Below are 15,913 nucleotides of genomic sequence, written 5' to 3'. Positions count from 1 at the left end.
CCTTAGCCTTCCTGCCTTATTTAACCGTAATGGCTTCTTTTAATTCCGTTGCTGCAAGACGGGCAGCAAGCGCGCCAATGTTACCCGCACCTTGCATGAGCAGCACATCGCCGTCCTGCAGTTCACGCTCAAACAAGGAAGGCAGTGTGTCATGTTGCTCTACAAAAATAGGGTCAAGCTGTCCGCGCTTCTTGATTTCACTGGCAAGCGTTTTGCTATCCGCAGCTTCAATATGCTTTTCACCCGCTGAGTAGACATCGAGCAGCAAGAGCTTATCGGGTAATGACAAGACATGGCAGAAATCACCAAACAAATCACGTGTGCGCGTATAACGGTGAGGCTGATAGACCATCACCAAACGACGGTTCGGCCAACTTTCACGGGCAGCCTGTAATGTGGCGGCGATTTCGCGCGGATGATGGCCATAATCATCCACAAGCGTCACGCTGCCGCCCTTGGGCAGCGGAAAATCACCGTAAATCTGGAACCGTCTTCCTATGCCGGCAAAATGCTGCAAGGCATCCATAATGGCGCGATCCTGCACTTTCAGCTCGGTGGCAATCGCAATCGCAGCAAGTGCATTCAGAACATTATGCCGTCCAGGCAGATTCAATGTGACCGTTAAAGGCGACTGGCCTTTGGGACGCTCAACCACAAATTGGGTTTGCATACCGGACTGCGTGTAGCCTTCTGTCCTAAAGTCTGCTTCCGGAGACAGCCCGTAGGTCAGGACCGGACGTGAAAGTTGAGGCAGAATTTCCCGAACAACTGGATCATCAATGCAAACAACGGCGAGACCATAAAAAGGCAGCCGGTGTAGAAATTCAATAAAGGTGGTTTTTAAACGGTCAAAACTGTTCTCATAAGTGCCCATGTGGTCCTGATCAATATTAGTTACTACTGAAATCATAGGCTTGAGATATAAAAATGAAGCGTCACTTTCATCTGCTTCTGCAACCAGATAATGCCCACGACCCAGGCGTGCATTACTGCCCACGCTATTCAACCGGCCGCCGATCACAAAAGTGGGATCAAGACCTGCTTCTGCAAGAATGCTGGTCACGAGACTGGTCGTCGTCGTCTTGCCGTGCGTTCCTGCTACAGCGATACCGTAACGAAAGCGCATGAGTTCGCCGAGCATTTCTGCGCGAGGGACGATAGGAATGCGCGCTTGACGAGCTGCTTCAAATTCAGGATTTTGCCAATCAACGGCTGAAGAGCGAACAATGACATCCGCATCTTTGATATGGCTCGCATCGTGCCCGCGATAAATAATGGCTCCCATGACACGCAGCCATTGTGTCAGCGAATTCTCCGAAACATCCGAACCGGAAACCGTATAGCCCTGCCGCAGCAAGACTTCAGCAATGCCCGCCATCCCAACGCCACCAATCCCAACAAAGTGGACATGCTTAATATGTCCCATCTCAAACATCCAGCTCAACGGCAGACCTCCTTACAAATGTCAAAAATTCTCTCGGCTACTCGCACGCGGCGTAATTGATAAGCCGCCTGTGCCATCGCCAAACGTTTCTCAGGCGACTGGGCGAATTGTCTTACTATATCCGCTAATCGCTCTTCTGTTAATTCTGTTTGCTGAATACAGCAGGCTGCCTGGTGTGCCACCATAAATTCAGCATTCGCTGTCTGATGATCATCTACCGCATAGGGAAAAGGAACAAAGATGGCACCCAAGCCTGCCGCGCAAAGTTCTGCAACGGTCAATGCACCCGCACGGCATATTACCATATCTGCCCAGGCATATGCTTCCGCCATATCTTTAATAAAAGGTTTAAGTGTGGCCTCTACATTCATTGATTCATAGGTTTTTTTGGTCAGCTCAAATTGCTTATCCCCTGTTTGATGCAACACCTCTGGGCGTTCTGTGGTGGGCAGATGCCGGAGCGCCTTCGGAACAGCCTCATTCAGTGCCTGAGCACCCAGGCTACCGCCGAGGATCAAAAGACGAAACGGCGAGCGGGCAGTATTGAACCGCTGCTCAGGCGGCGCCAGATTTTCAATTTCCGTGCGTACGGGGTTACCCGTCATGGCCACACGCGGCCGTGTACGGAAGGCGTTCGGGAAACCTTCCAGGACTTTTTTAGCGAAACGGGCCAGTACCTTATTAGTGAGACCGGCTTTGGCATTCTGCTCATGAATAATCAGCGGCCGGCGCATCAACCAACTCGCGATGCCTCCCGGCCCGCTTACAAAACCGCCCATGCCGATAACCACATCGGGGTTCACCTGGTTGATAATGCGCCTTGATTGCAAAACAGCCGTAGCTATTTTAAACGGCGCAGCAAGCAGCGGCTTAATGCCTTTTCCGCGCAACCCGCTAATAGTAATGACATGCAGCGGAAAATCTGCCTCCGGTACCAGTCGTGCCTCAAGCCCTTGGTTTGTGCCCAGCCAATGTACTTCCACACCGTTTTCGCGCAAGCAGTGCGCAACAGCAAGACCCGGAAACACGTGTCCGCCAGTACCGCCCGCCATAATCAAGACACGTTTTAAAGTAGAAGGAGTGTCTTTCATCTTTAACCTTTATCGAATTCCCAAAGTATTCAAGCGATTCTCATGATCAATACGCAGCAGGACAGCGATCACAATACAACTGATCAGCACACTGCTGCCGCCATAACTCATCAATGGCAGGGTCAACCCTTTAGTGGGCAACAAACCTGAATTAACACCAATACTAACGGTAAATTGAATAGTGATCCATAACCCAAATCCATAAGCAACAAAGCCGGCAAAATGATTACCCAGCTTTTGCGCCCGCTGACCCATCAAAAAAATCCGGACCACCAGTAATAAAAAAAGGCTGATTACCAGCAGCATGCCAAAGACACCCAACTCTTCCGCAATCACGGCAAATAAAAAATCTGTATGTGCTTCAGGCAGATAGAACATTTTCTGAATGCTTTTTCCTAAGCCGGTACCCCACCAGCCGCCACGACCGAAGGCAATTAAGGATTGTGTTAACTGATAGCCTGTATCAAACGGCCTTGCCCAGGGATTCAAAAAACTGGTCAACCGAGCGAGCCGATAAGGCGCCGAAATCGCAATCACCCCGAGCGCCGCAATTACCAGGGTAAAGAGACCTGCAAACATGCTAAGACGCATCCCTGCCAAAAACATCATGCCCAGGGTCGTGGCAGTGACCACCACGGTTGCGCCAAAATCCGGTTCTTTCAGCAAAAGCACCGCGATGGTTCCCAGCACAAACATGGGTTTTAAAAATCCGCTTAATTGCGTCCTGATTTCAACATTGCGTCTGACCAGATAACCCGCCATGTAAACCACCATACTAAACTTCGTGAGCTCTGAAACCTGAAAGGTGAGCGGGCCATAGCCAATCCAGCGAGCACTGCCGTTGGCACTATGGCCAATGCCTGGAATAAGTACGAGCGCCAGCAACAACAGAACACCGACCAGCAGATAACCTCCGTACTTTTCCCACTGCGCTATTTCGATTTGCACCACCGCACTTCCCAGCAGCACACCGAGTGTCAGGAAAACAAGTTGCTTAAAGAGATAATAAAAAGGCTGGTGCCACTGTTTATCGGAAATAACGATAGAGGCAGAAGTCATCATGAGCAACCCCAAGACAACCAGACTCAAAACAGCAAAAACAAACCACTTGTCGTAAAGGGCTGGCGTCGCACTCGATTTGTCCCTCGCCGGATGCGGGGTTGATGCGGCTGAATAAGAACGCATAGCGTTTAGTTTAACTTCTCCACAATCTCCATGAATACCTGGCCACGATGCTCATAATGATTAAACATATCAAAGCTCGCGCAAGCAGGTGACAGCAGAACGCTGTCATGCGGTTTCGCTGCCGCCGCCGCTCCCTGCACTGCCTCTTCCATGGTGCGCGCAAATGTAACTGGCACGGTATTACCAATAACAGCCGCCAGTTCTTTTGCTGCTTCACCAATCAAAACTACCTGGCGCACATGTTTTTCAATCACCGGCACAAGCGGTGTAAAATCCGCATTTTTGCCGACACCGCCTGCTATTAGAATGAGCTTGCCCTTGATTTCACTGCCCAAACCTTCAATGGCTGCTTGCGTCGCGCCAACGTTCGTGCCTTTTGAATCGTTATACCAGCGAACAGCTTGGCGCTCGCGTACAAACTGACAGCGATGCGGCAATCCGCTGAACGCTCGAAGCACTTTCAGCATGGGTTCAAGCGCAAGACCAAAACCGCGACCGATCGCGAGAGAGGCAAGCGCATTCGCCTGATAATGTTTTCCCATGACGGGAAGTTCATCAATGGCAAGTAACGCTTCATCTTCATAGGCAAGATACGTATTGCTGCTTTTGGTTAAAAGCCCGAATGTATTCTCACGCGGTGCCTGCAAAGTAAAAAACAGTTTATGCGCCGCATCCGTGTGAGTGAGTGGATCGTCCAGATTGCAGACGGCTGTGTGACAGCGTTGATAAATGCGGTGTTTGGCTCGCTGATAATCGGCAAGTGTCGGATAACGATCCATATGATCAGGTGTGATATTCAACACCGTTGCTACTTGGGATTGCAAAGAGTGCGTTGTTTCCAGTTGAAAACTGGAAAGCTCCAGCACATAGAGATCAGCAGCGGGCTGTTTTGCCAGCAGATCCAATGCGGGCACACCTAAATTACCGCCCACCTGTACGTTTAACCCTGCCGCTTCCGCCATCTTGCCAACGACGGTTGTAACAGTGCTTTTTGCATTGGTACCTGTAATCGCAACGACGGGTGCTTTGACCGCCTGGGCAAACAATTCGATATCGCCGATAACGGGTATGCCGCGCTTAACCTGCTCCGCAATAGCTGGTTCATACAAGGCAATACCCGGGCTTAAAATAATGCTCGCTGCGCTTTGAAGCAAAGAAGAATTTAAACCGCCCAATGCCACGGCAATATCAGGATACGCTTTTTGCAAGGCAGCAAGATGCGGCGGATTCATACGTGTATCCATCACCGCGACAGGCAAACCGCGTGATTTAAGATAGTGCACACATGAAAGACCCGTTATACCCAAACCAACAACGACGTGCAAACCGGATACAGGCATCGTTTTTTCTCTTATCGTAATTTAAGCGTTGCCAATCCACAGAGGACTAGCACAAATGTAATAATCCAGAACCGTACAATCACGCGCGGCTCCGGCCAACCCTTGAGTTCAAAATGATGATGAATGGGCGCCATTTTAAAAATGCGCTTACCCGTTAATTTATAGGAACCCACTTGCAGAATGACAGAAACGGTTTCCAGCACAAAGATGCCGCTCATGACAAAAAATACGATTTCTTGCCGCACGATCACTGCAATCATACCTAACGCTGCACCCAGCGCGAGTGCGCCCACGTCACCCATAAACACTTGTGCGGGATATGTGTTAAACCAGAGAAATCCAAGCCCCGCGCCTACAAGTGAGCCGCAGAATACGACCACTTCACCAACCCCCGGCACGTAGGGAATGGCAAGATAACTGGCATAATGAATGTTGCCGGTTGCATAGGCAAAAACGGCCAGTGCACCGCTAATCATGACCGCCGGCATGATCGCAAGTCCATCTAGGCCATCTGTCAGATTCACAGCGTTACTCGATCCCACAATAACGAAATAGGTAAAAATAATGAAAAAAGGCCCCATGGTTAATGACATATTTTTAAAAAAGGGCAGCACGAGCTGTGTTTCTACGGGTAATTTGGCTGAGAAAAATAGATAAAAAGCAGCGCCGAATCCCAGCAGCGACTGAAACAGGTATTTTTGCCTGGCCGGCATGCCCCGACTGTGTTTCAACACCAGCTTGCGGTAATCGTCCCAATATCCAATGGCGCCAAACCCCAGCGTCATAATAATCACTAGCCAGACATAGCGATTTGCCAAGTCACTCCACAACAGGGTACTAATGAGGACAGAAATAAGAATGAGGGTGCCGCCCATCGTCGGCGTACCTGCTTTGGTCAAATGGCTTTGCGGACCATCATCACGCACCACCTGCCCCATATGACGCGAGCTCAATTGGCGGATAATACTGGGGCCTAACAAAAGTGCCATGATGAGGGCAGTCAACGTGCCGAGTATCGCCCGCAAGGTAAGATACTGGAACACATGAAAAACATGAAAATAGTTTGCCAGCCAGGTACTTAACCACAATAACATGCAAAATCTCCGCTTAGATCGTTCATTCTCTGTCGAGTTTATTTCTTTGCTGCCTGCGTCAGCGCAATACGCTTAAAGATTCATCAACGCAGAGAGCCGCCTACTCGCCGTTCAAGTACATAAGTGCTTGTTCAACATCATCAAACGGGATTTTTTCTTCTCCCACCTGCTGGTATTTTTCAGCCCCTTTGCCTGCGATCAAAATACAGTCTTCCGCTGATGCACATTGTATACTGTTCTTTATTGCTTTAGAACGATCAAGCTCCACGAGAACGCGCTCAGGCCGGGAAAAACCCTGCATAATTTGAGCCGCGATCGCCTCCGGTTTTTCACGGCGCGGATTGTCATTGGTCACGATCACCTGGTCCGCCAACGTTTCTGTTATTTTCGCCATTAGCGGCCGCTTGCTCTGATCCCGCTCTCCTCCGCAGCCAAAAACACAAATTAATTTACCGTTAGTATGCGCACGCAAAACCTGCAGCACTTTTTCCAGCGCATCCGGTTTATGCGCATAATCCACTACCACGAGCGGCTGGCCTTTCCCGCCCAGGGTTTGCATGCGTCCAGGTACGGTTTTTAGTTGGGCCAACTGCCTGAGCGCCTCATCGAAAGGAATGCCATACACGCAGAGCGTAGTCAGCACGGCAAGGGCATTGCTCAAATTAAACTTACCCACCAGGGGCAGCGACAAGGTTCCTTCGCCCCACGGCGTAGCGAGCCGGGACACTATCCCCTGTTTGGATAGCTGTATCGCTTGCGCATAAATAATAGGAAACGCACCCATCATTGAAGCAGGTGGTTTTTCAGTCGCATAAGCATAAACAGATTGATGCTTGGCAAGATCACTCGCCCATGTGCGGCCGTAAGGGTCATCGAGGTTAATAATTGCATGCTGCAAGGGAAATTCAGCTATAAACCGCCGTTTAACAGCAGCATAAGCTGCCATATCGCCGTGATAATCCAGATGATCCTGGGTAAGATTGGTAAAAATGCCTATCTCAAATGGAACAGCATTTATCCGACCCTGATCAATACTGTGTGATGAGACTTCCATCGCTATGGTGCTCGCACCCTGCCTTAACAGATCATGCAGCGTTGCCTGCAGGCTAATGGCATCCGGGGTAGTCAGGCCGGTTTCGCCCAGCGCACCATAAAATCCGCTGCCTAATGTCCCAATGATGCCGCAGGGGATATGGAGCGATTGCATAACCTGTGCAATGAAATGCGTGCAGGAGGTTTTACCGCTTGTGCCCGTCACGCCTATCATGCGCAAATGCGCGGCCGGCTGATCATAAAAACGCGCAGCCAGCTTGCCTAATTGGTGCGGCAGCTGCTGGATGGGAATGATTGGCACACCGCCCTGCCAGGCAATAGTTTCATCAGCTTTATCCGTTTCAAGCAGCACGGCAGCAGCGCCCTTTTGAACAGCTTCTGTGATGAATTGGCGACCATCACAGAGCACACCTTTCACTGCGAGAAATAGATCATTCGCTCCGACACGACGGCTGTCCAGCGTCAGGCGCGCAATGTCACGATCCGCCATAGCAGGGAGCGTGATAAAATCTTTTAACAAATACGATAGCTGCATGCGTCAGTTAGTCAGGGAAAAGGCAGCTTTGTTTATCTCCTGCGAAAATTGTTTACCTACCTGTGGACAGTGATTCAGATAAACTCCTCTCCGCAAAAGTTGAGCAAAACTGCTTGTTAATAATGGTGCTGATTATAACGTAAAAAGCGAAAAATGACCTCTAGGCCGTCGCAAGAGCGCTTTCAGGCGCATCAGGCGGGATATCCAAAATACGCAAAGCTCCTTCCATAATTTTTTCAAACACAGGCCCTGACACCTGGCCACCATAGTAGTGCTTGCCCTGCGGGTCATGAATGACAACCGCCACGACCAACCGTGGATTGCTAAGAGGAGCAATCCCCACAAAAGAAGAAGTATAACGCTTTTCCTTGTATCCTCCTTCCCCCGCTATTTTGGATGTGCCTGTTTTACCCGCAACACGGTATCCGGGCACACGCGCGTCTTCGGCGGTTCCTCCTTTCCCAAGGACAGATTCAAGCGCCTCAAGCACTTCTTTCACTACTTTCGGGTTCATTACCTGTTCGCCTGTGACGGGCTTGTCTATACGTAATAGTGAAACCGGCTTTTTAATGCCCTCGTTTGCCAATACGGCATAAGAACGCGCTAACTGTAATGCCGTGGTTGACATACCATAACCAATCGCAAGCGTCGCCAACGTAAAAGCTCCCCAGGGATTGTGTTTGACCAGCACGCCATTCTGTTCGCCTGGAAAACCGATGCCGGTCATTTCGCCAAAACCTACGCTATGCAATAACGACCATAGGTTATCAGGCGGCAAGCTCAGCACCAGTTTCGCAATCCCGACATTACTGGATTTCTGCAAAATCTGCGTAACAGTTAAAGAACCATTGTTATTATGATCCTTCACCACATTACGGCTCACCCGCATCCAGCCGGGAGAGGTATCGATGACGGTATCCGTTTTGTAATGACCGCTATCCAGTGCACTAGCGACGCTGAAAGCCTTCACGGTTGAGCCGGGTTCAAATAAATCTGTGACAGCGCGATTACGAAATCGATCGCTCATACGCGCTGGACGGTTATTCGGATTAAACGAAGGATGGTTTACCATCGCCAGTATTTCGCCTGTTTTTACATCCAGCACAATCACAGAACCGGATACAGCCTCATTGCGTATAACGCCTGCCAGCAGTTCGCGATAAGCCAAGTATTGAATACGCCTATCAATACTCAATACCAGATCATGTCCGCGTTTCTGCTCCTGTACAGTCTGCACATCCGCAATGATCCTGCCGAGTCTGTCCTTAATAACCCACTTTTTCCCTGGTTCACCAGAAAGCCACTGATTATAACCGAGCTCAAGGCCTTCCTGACCCTGATCATCAATATTAGTAAATCCCAGCACATGGGCAGTCACTTCACCTTCCGGATAATAACGCCGGTATTCCTGCTGCAAATACACGCCGGGAATATCGAGCGCTTTGATTTCATTCGCTACCTGCGGAGAAAGGGCACGTTTTAAATAAACGAATTCACGCCGCTTTTTGCGCTGGCGGTCGCGCAGCGAGACAATGTCTTTGATCTTGAGACCGAGCGCTGCACTTAATGAAACCAATTCTTCTTTAGAGGGTTCAAACTCCTGTGGATTCATCCACACGGAATAAACAATTGTGCTCACCGCCAATGGAAAATTATTCCGGTCCAGTATCATGCCGCGGAAAGCAGGCGTACTAACAAGACGCAATACCCTTTCGTCTCCCTGATGGCGAAGAAAGTGTTGATCAAGCACAGCCAGATCAAAAACACGCCAGAGAAGGCCCAGCACAGCCAGAACGATGACCGATATCACCAAGTAGAAACGCCATGTGATAAATGAAACGCGATGCTTTTGATTCATGATAACAATAGCGCCATACGAAAATTGAATACAGTGTACCTGCAGACACGTTAAAGTAAAACAATACAACGCTGGCTTGGCGTTTATGAATGCTTGAGATTGGCGCGAGCTTTTTTCACCATTACAGCAATGACGAGGAGAAAAAAGAATCCGAAATTAACAGTCGCTAGTCATTAGTTTAATCCCAGAACGACTCAGCCTTATAGGGAGAATGTTTCATTTCCCAAAAGCTGCCGTCTAAGAAACGGTAATTTTTATCAAGCGCGTTAATTCGTTTTAAGTCCTCTTCAGACAATTGGATATCCTGGGCTGCCAGGTTCTCTTTAATCCTTTTCTCATGTATAGATTTGGGAATGACGGAGTTTTTCCGCACCACTTGCCATGCAATCAGTATCTGCGCTGGTGTAGCACGGTGCGTCTTGGCGATTTCTACAATAACAGGATTTTGCAATAACGATGGCTCATCGGTTTTCTTGAGCATGTCTGGTCTATCGCCTGAACCTAATGGCGAATAGGCTGTCACATGTATGCCTTGTTCTCTGCAAAATGACATAAGTTCCGTTTGCGCGAGATAAGGATGACACTCGACCTGATTGACTGCGGGTTTATATTTACTTTGTTTCAGTAACATTTGCAGCTTGCTGATTGAGAAATTCGAAACACCAATATTTTTGACCAATCCTTTGTCCACCAATGCTTCCATTGCCTGCCACGTATCCGCAAGCGGTATCGCATCCAGTGAAAGAAAATCTTCGCCTGTTTCCGGTATGTTGAGCCCTATCTTGCGCTTAAAGGCTACCGGCCAATGAATTAAATATAAATCCAGATAATCCAGACGTAAATGCCCCAACGATTCTTTCAAAGCAGGTTCAACATCTTCAGGCGCGTGATAACTGTTCCATAATTTTGAAGTGACCCATAATTTTTCCCGGGAAATCACTTTATTTTTGATGCTCTCTTCCAGCGTTTGGCCGATGACACCTTCGTTAAGATAAATAGCGGCACAATCAATATGCTGATAGCCGCTAGCGAGCGCCATTTTAACTGCTTGGCCGACTTCTGCCTCGGAAGATTTCCATGTGCCTAACCCTATCGCCGGTATTTGATCACCGGAGAGTAATGTAAATGTTCGCATCATCATTTCTCCTTGTAGAAGAAAATATTATATCGAGATTTTCCGATATGTCAATTCATCATAATTTAGTTCATTATGGTGATGAAGCTCTACAAAAATGGGGTTAAAAAATGGAAACCAGAGTAGCTTAATGCCCGGCGAGATCAGGACAAGCGGAAGTACAATTTATTCACTAATAATCTGTACAGAATGATGATCGGGTATCACCATTCCCAGTTTTTCTTCTGCCATTTTCTGTATACGCGCCTGCATCATCCAGGTGCTTCGTTCAAGCAAAAGCTGGCCGCGTTGCACATGCAGCCGGTTTTGCTCGGCCAGATTGTGCTGATAGCTTGCATACATTTCGCGCGTCGTATGCGTAACATAAATCATGCTCAAGGCTGACATTAGCACGGCTAATGTCAACATCAACATGGCAATTTGCCGCCGCGTCAACAAGTAGGTGAATACCAGATGACGGGTTAAGGCTCCCTGATGAACTAAGCGTGCTGCCGCGTTCATGATAGTTTCTCCGCTATACGTAAGATGGCACTGCGTGCCCGTGGATTAACATTCACTTCCTGTGAACTGGGTTTAATCGGTTTTCCTCTGGATTTTAGTCTTGAATTGAATTGATCTCCTTTAATGGGTAATCCGCGCGGTAATTCAGGGCCTTTTTCGTGCGCCCTGATAAATTCCTTGACGATGCGATCTTCGAGCGAATGAAAGCTGATGACTGCCAGACGACCGCCCACCATTAAAGCCTCCAGCGCTTGCGCAAGGCCTTCTTCAATCTCGGTTAATTCCTCGTTGATAAAAATGCGTATCGCCTGAAAGCTGCGCGTAGCAGGATGTTTCTCGCCTGGCTTTTTAAAACCCGGCATTGCGTGTGTAATGATTTCGGCAAGCTGTGTAGTAGTTGTAATCGGCGCTTCATTGCGTGCAGCGACAATCGCGCGTGCGATGCGTCGAGAAAATTTTTCTTCGCCATATTTCCATAACACATCAGCCAAGGTTTTTTCGTCTACGGTAGCAAGCCAGCTCATAGCGTCGGTACCCTGGGTCGTATTCATGCGCATATCCAGCTTTCCGCTTTTTGCAAAACTGAATCCACGCTCGGGATTATCCAACTGCGGAGATGACACCCCGAGATCAAACAGGATGCCTTGCACCTTGCCAAACACATCAATACCACTCAGGCACATCTCAAGACGAGCAAAAGAAGAATGAAAGATGGAAAAGCGTTTATCGTGGGAAAAATACTGTTTAGCGTACGCAACCGCTTCTGGATCTTTGTCAAAAGCAATCAGGCGTCCGCTTGCACTGAGACGATCCAAGATTGCGCGTGAATGACTGCCGCGCCCGAAGGTTGCGTCTACATAAACGCCATCAGGAGAAACAATAAGATTTTCTACAGCCTCTCGTAAGAGAACTGGTACATGCTGGTGAAAAATTTCGCTCATGTGGCAAACTGCCATATTAGTTTGTAAACTCCCTGCATCACAACGAAATAGACTTCACCTCTTGAGGCAGTGTGGATTCATCCGTATTGGACTCTTCTTCCAGCCATTGTCCACGGCTCTTTTCCCAATGCGTTTCATCCCACAGCTCAAATTTTTTTCCTTGTCCTACCAAAACTGCCCGTTTATTTAAACCCGCATAGTCACGTAACAATGGCGGCAAAAGAATACGTCCCTGGTTATCCATTTCCACATCGGTTGCATGGCCGATCAGCAAACGCTGAATCCGGCGCGCCGCTGGGTTAAAACTTGGCAGACTAGCTAATTTTTGCTCGATCCCCTCCCATTCCGGCAACGGATAGAGCAACAAGCAGCGCTCTTCCGTATCAATTGTCAACACCACTGCACTTTTGCTATCCAATTGCAGGCGCTCGCGGTAACGCGTTGGCATCACAATCCTGCCTTTCGCATCTATGTTGACCGCATTTATGCCGCGAAACACTGCATCATCCTCCTCGAGAGAAAACCCACAAGGGAGATCTCCCAATAACCCTCACATCAGCAGCCAATCATCCTTGTGGGTTAATCTAAATATACCACAAATTTCCACAATACAACACTTTTTGCCACTATATTCCACTTAGTGGCAATTTTGGAGCGATAAGCAGGAAGAGAGATCTTCTTTTTAAATCGCTTGAAGAGAATATGAAGCCCGCTAAAAGCGGCTTAAGAGATTATTTGCTCATAGTAAAGTACTTTGGCTTTTCATAATCATGGCCCGTCAGTAAAGGTGTTTTTTCACTTATCCGATCTCTCAAGGCCTGTTCTTGATAAGCTCTGGTGTATAGCTCCTCATAGGCGGCTTGAACGGCTTGCTTATAGCCTTCGGTTAAGTAATTTTTTGTCGCCGCTTCTTTAAGAATGCTCAAGGTCGCTTGAACCTGGCCCACGATAGTTTCTTTATTAGCTTTTTTCTTTAGTTCAGAATCCGTTATTCTAAGATCATTCAGTGCTTCTATAAGCGCCGTTAACCCTCCTTTCTTCTGGGGAGAAAGTGCGCGAGGATAGCAGCCTTTAAACTCAGCATCTTTTCTCTCATCACACGCACCAATTGAACCGCCGAATGATGGAATACAGCACATAATCGACCAAAAGGTGCCGCAGTTGCGTGTGGTTTTATGTGAACTGATTTTGCTAAGGGCAAGGTTGGGGGCTTCGTTAAGCTTAAATGTCATATATCTCTCCTGAGTAAATACAACTGAAAATAAGGTGAGTCAGTCGATAAGCCGGGTTCTGTCGAGGGCAGTCATTTATCTGGGATGCCTGTTACCAGGCACCTCAAGCAGCCTACCCAAACTCAGTGCGGGTCACACTATTGAGTTCCTATTTGGCCTTGCTCCAAGTGGGGTTTACCTTGCCGTAAGCTGTTACCAGTTACGCGGTGCGCTCTTACCGCACCTTTTCACCCTTACCCTGAACAAATCAGGGCGGTTTCTTTTCTGTGGCACTTTCCGTAAGCTCGCGCTTCCCAGGCGTTACCTGGCACTTTACCCTATGGAGCCCGGACTTTCCTCCCCGCTCACGCGGAGCGGCTGCCTGACTGACTCATGAGAAAGTTTAGCATAAGCCAAGAAAAAATATGTTATATTTCGGAACCATTTTAAAATCCCTGTACGATATATGCGCATCCTATTCCTGTGCCATCGCTATTTAGATACAACGCTTGGCGGTGTAGCTGAATTTCTACACCATCTTCCCCTGGCCTTGAAGGTTCATGATGCAGAGGTGATTATTTATACTCGTGCTAGCAAAGATGGTCCAAATCGGCTGGCTTCACCCGAAATACTGGAAAATCACATTCCCCACTTTTCCGGCCCCTTCCTGAAGCCACGGTTTTTTATCTCCAAAAAAGAGCTGCAACCTTTTCTTAGCCTATGCGAAAAAGAAAAAATTGATCTCATCCATGCCCAAGGCACTTACCGCGCAGGTTTCATGGCCATGCATGCGCATAAACAAACCGGCATACCCTACATTGTAACCAGTCACAGTGATATTTCTGCTGTCAATTCGCAGCGTATTCAACGCGGCAATATTAAACGGCGCTGTAAGAAGGTTTTGGAAAAAGCAAATTTTGTTACTCACCTTGCGCCTGCCATGCAAGAAGCCTCTGATAGCATTCACGTCACAAATCATAAAAGCCAAATCATCCATAATGGAATTGATGTCGCTGCCTGGGAAAAGGTGTTAAACCAGCCTGAACAGGATTACATGCTCGCTATTGGCCGGCTTGAACCCGAAAAAGGGTTTCCTCTTCTCATTGATGCTTACGCCGGGTTACGTAAGAAAGGCTTTCGCACTTCGCTTGTCATTGCAGGGACAGGATCAATTGAAAAAGAACTTGAGCAACAGGCACGAAACTATGGCTTTAATGTCCTGACGGATTTCAGGGACACGAGCAGCATCCCTTCCGAGAGCATTATTTTTCCTGGTTATATTCGCGCGCAGGCAAAAAAAGACTTATTTTCACACGCCAAACTAGTGCTATTTGCCACTCAGCCGCAGGCCTGCGAGGAAGCTTTTGGTATTGTGCAGCTGGAAGCAATGGCAGCAGGCAAGCCACTGATTGCCAGTGACATTGCAGCAGCGCGTTACCTGCAGTCGCGTGGAATGCAAGCTCTCCTAGTCACACCAGATAGCCAACACGCATGGACAGAGGCAATGCATGCACTACTCTATGATGATAATCTGCGCCATGTAATGGGCCAGAACAATCAAAAAGCTGTAAAGCAATTTGATTGGATACATATCGCAAAAGAATACCGGGTGGTTTATGAAGCGGTGCTTACTGAAAAAACGCTGCGTTAATGCGCATGGCTCTTTAAGCATTTCCTTTCATCGACAGCGCTAACTCATACAGGACATTTTTGCGCTCGCCTGTAATTTTACTTGCAAGCGCCACAGCCTGCTTGAGTGGAAGCTCTTCCAGCAGGATAGCCAAAGCCTCCTTGGGTATGACTTCCTTTGCATGCTGTTTTTCCTCTTCAGCGCCTGTGACCAGAATGACAATCTCACCACGCTGCTGATCGGGATGCGATGTAAACCACGCAATGAGTGCGGCCAGATCCATTGCAAGCACTGATTCATGGACTTTGGTTAACTCCCTGGCTACCACGGCTTTCCGCTGGCTGCCAAAAACAGTCGACATCGATTGCAAAGTGTCGAGTAGACGATGAGGGGCTTCATAAAAAATCAGCGTACGCTTTTCATGACGGAGCAGGGTAAGCCGTTGCCGCCTTGCTTCTTCTTTGGCAGGCAAAAAACCTTCAAAAATGAATCTGTCCGTGGCAAGCCCCGAAACGCTCAAGGCCGTAATAGCCGCACAGGGGCCCGGAACGGGGACAACGGGTATGCCAACGGCTTTCGCTTCCCTCACAACAAGAAAACCGGGATCACTGATAAGCGGTGTACCTGCGTCACTAACAAGCGCAACAGATTCGCCTTGTTGCTGCAGATAGGCGAGTAAAACACCTACCCGTTCACGCTCGTTAAATTCATGCAGGGAAAGAGTGGGCTTATTAATTGAAAAATGGTTTAATAGCTGCATAGCATGCCTGGTATCTTCTGCTGCGACTCTGTCAACCTTCTTTAATACCTCGATTGCCCGCAGGGAGATATCCTGCAGATTACCAATGGGTGTTGCTACAACGTATAATGTGCCTATTTTGTTACTATGCATAGT

General features: G+C 48.4%; 14 protein-coding genes and 1 other RNA gene. 1 reads left to right on the top strand and 14 read right to left on the bottom strand.

The features are described from left to right. Positions 1–16: 16 nt before the first annotated feature. The 13 genes from murC to rnpB all read right to left on the bottom strand — a co-directional run bounded on the left by murC (position 17) and on the right by rnpB (position 13,782). The gene (gene murC, locus AQUSIP_RS03465) at positions 17–1,426 is read right to left on the bottom strand and encodes a UDP-N-acetylmuramate--L-alanine ligase (protein WP_197737819.1); all 1,410 of its coding nucleotides are present in this window, start codon (positions 1,424–1,426) and stop codon (positions 17–19) included. A gap of 14 nt (positions 1,427–1,440) precedes the next feature. Beyond that, positions 1,441–2,535: an undecaprenyldiphospho-muramoylpentapeptide beta-N-acetylglucosaminyltransferase gene (gene murG / locus AQUSIP_RS03460; RefSeq protein WP_114834124.1), complete on the bottom strand. Its 1,095-nt coding sequence runs from the start codon at positions 2,533–2,535 to the stop codon at positions 1,441–1,443. A 9-nt stretch (positions 2,536–2,544) separates the two neighbouring features. Then, positions 2,545–3,720: a putative lipid II flippase FtsW gene (gene ftsW / locus AQUSIP_RS03455; protein ID WP_114834123.1), complete on the bottom strand. Its 1,176-nt coding sequence runs from the start codon at positions 3,718–3,720 to the stop codon at positions 2,545–2,547. 5 nt (positions 3,721–3,725) lie between these two features. Further along, the gene (murD, locus tag AQUSIP_RS03450; RefSeq protein WP_114834122.1) at positions 3,726–5,060 is read right to left on the bottom strand and encodes a UDP-N-acetylmuramoyl-L-alanine--D-glutamate ligase; all 1,335 of its coding nucleotides are present in this window, start codon (positions 5,058–5,060) and stop codon (positions 3,726–3,728) included. Between the two features lie 11 nt (positions 5,061–5,071). After that, positions 5,072–6,154 carry a phospho-N-acetylmuramoyl-pentapeptide-transferase gene (gene mraY / locus AQUSIP_RS03445; RefSeq protein ID WP_114834121.1) on the bottom strand — a complete coding sequence of 361 codons (1,083 nt, stop codon included), beginning with the start codon at positions 6,152–6,154 and terminating at the stop codon, positions 5,072–5,074. A 100-nt stretch (positions 6,155–6,254) separates the two neighbouring features. Beyond that, positions 6,255–7,742, bottom strand: coding sequence for a UDP-N-acetylmuramoyl-L-alanyl-D-glutamate--2,6-diaminopimelate ligase (locus tag AQUSIP_RS03440; RefSeq protein WP_114834120.1), 1,488 nt, complete (start codon positions 7,740–7,742; stop codon positions 6,255–6,257). 160 nt (positions 7,743–7,902) lie between these two features. Continuing rightward, on the bottom strand, positions 7,903–9,600 hold the full coding sequence (locus tag AQUSIP_RS03435; protein WP_114834119.1) for a peptidoglycan D,D-transpeptidase FtsI family protein: 1,698 nt from the start codon (positions 9,598–9,600) through the stop codon (positions 7,903–7,905). 178 nt (positions 9,601–9,778) lie between these two features. Then, on the bottom strand, positions 9,779–10,738 hold the full coding sequence (locus tag AQUSIP_RS03430) for an aldo/keto reductase (protein WP_232058626.1): 960 nt from the start codon (positions 10,736–10,738) through the stop codon (positions 9,779–9,781). A gap of 162 nt (positions 10,739–10,900) precedes the next feature. Beyond that, entirely contained in the window at positions 10,901–11,236 is a 336-nt protein-coding gene (ftsL, locus tag AQUSIP_RS03425; protein ID WP_114834118.1) for a cell division protein FtsL, read from the bottom strand. Then, positions 11,233–12,177, bottom strand: coding sequence for a 16S rRNA (cytosine(1402)-N(4))-methyltransferase RsmH (gene rsmH, locus AQUSIP_RS03420; protein WP_114834117.1), 945 nt, complete (start codon positions 12,175–12,177; stop codon positions 11,233–11,235). Before rsmH ends, ftsL begins: the two co-directional genes overlap by 4 nt. Positions 12,178–12,214: 37 nt before the next feature. Then, positions 12,215–12,676, bottom strand: a complete 462-nt coding sequence (mraZ, locus tag AQUSIP_RS03415; protein ID WP_114834116.1) for a division/cell wall cluster transcriptional repressor MraZ — start codon at positions 12,674–12,676, stop codon at positions 12,215–12,217. A gap of 232 nt (positions 12,677–12,908) precedes the next feature. Then, positions 12,909–13,409: a hypothetical protein gene (locus AQUSIP_RS03410; RefSeq protein WP_114834115.1), complete on the bottom strand. Its 501-nt coding sequence runs from the start codon at positions 13,407–13,409 to the stop codon at positions 12,909–12,911. 31 nt (positions 13,410–13,440) lie between these two features. Then, an RNA gene (gene rnpB / locus AQUSIP_RS03405) (RNase P RNA component class A) lies at positions 13,441–13,782 on the bottom strand. A 72-nt stretch (positions 13,783–13,854) separates the two neighbouring features. Here rnpB and AQUSIP_RS03400 point away from each other — a divergent pair. Next, complete coding sequence (locus AQUSIP_RS03400) at positions 13,855–15,039, top strand: glycosyltransferase family 4 protein (protein WP_114834114.1); 1,185 nt, start codon at positions 13,855–13,857, stop codon at positions 15,037–15,039. A 13-nt stretch (positions 15,040–15,052) separates the two neighbouring features. Here AQUSIP_RS03400 and rsmI read toward each other — a convergent pair whose 3' ends face one another. Continuing rightward, positions 15,053–15,910 (bottom strand): 16S rRNA (cytidine(1402)-2'-O)-methyltransferase, encoded by an 858-nt coding sequence (rsmI, locus tag AQUSIP_RS03395; RefSeq protein ID WP_114834113.1) that lies wholly within the window; start codon positions 15,908–15,910, stop codon positions 15,053–15,055. Positions 15,911–15,913 lie beyond the last annotated feature (3 nt).

The organism is Aquicella lusitana, from assembly GCF_902459475.1.
GTDB classification, from domain to species: Bacteria; Pseudomonadota; Gammaproteobacteria; order DSM-16500; family DSM-16500; genus Aquicella; species Aquicella lusitana.
The sequence above is the reverse complement of the archived record's forward strand: the minus strand, read 5'-3'. Positions and strand labels throughout refer to the sequence as shown.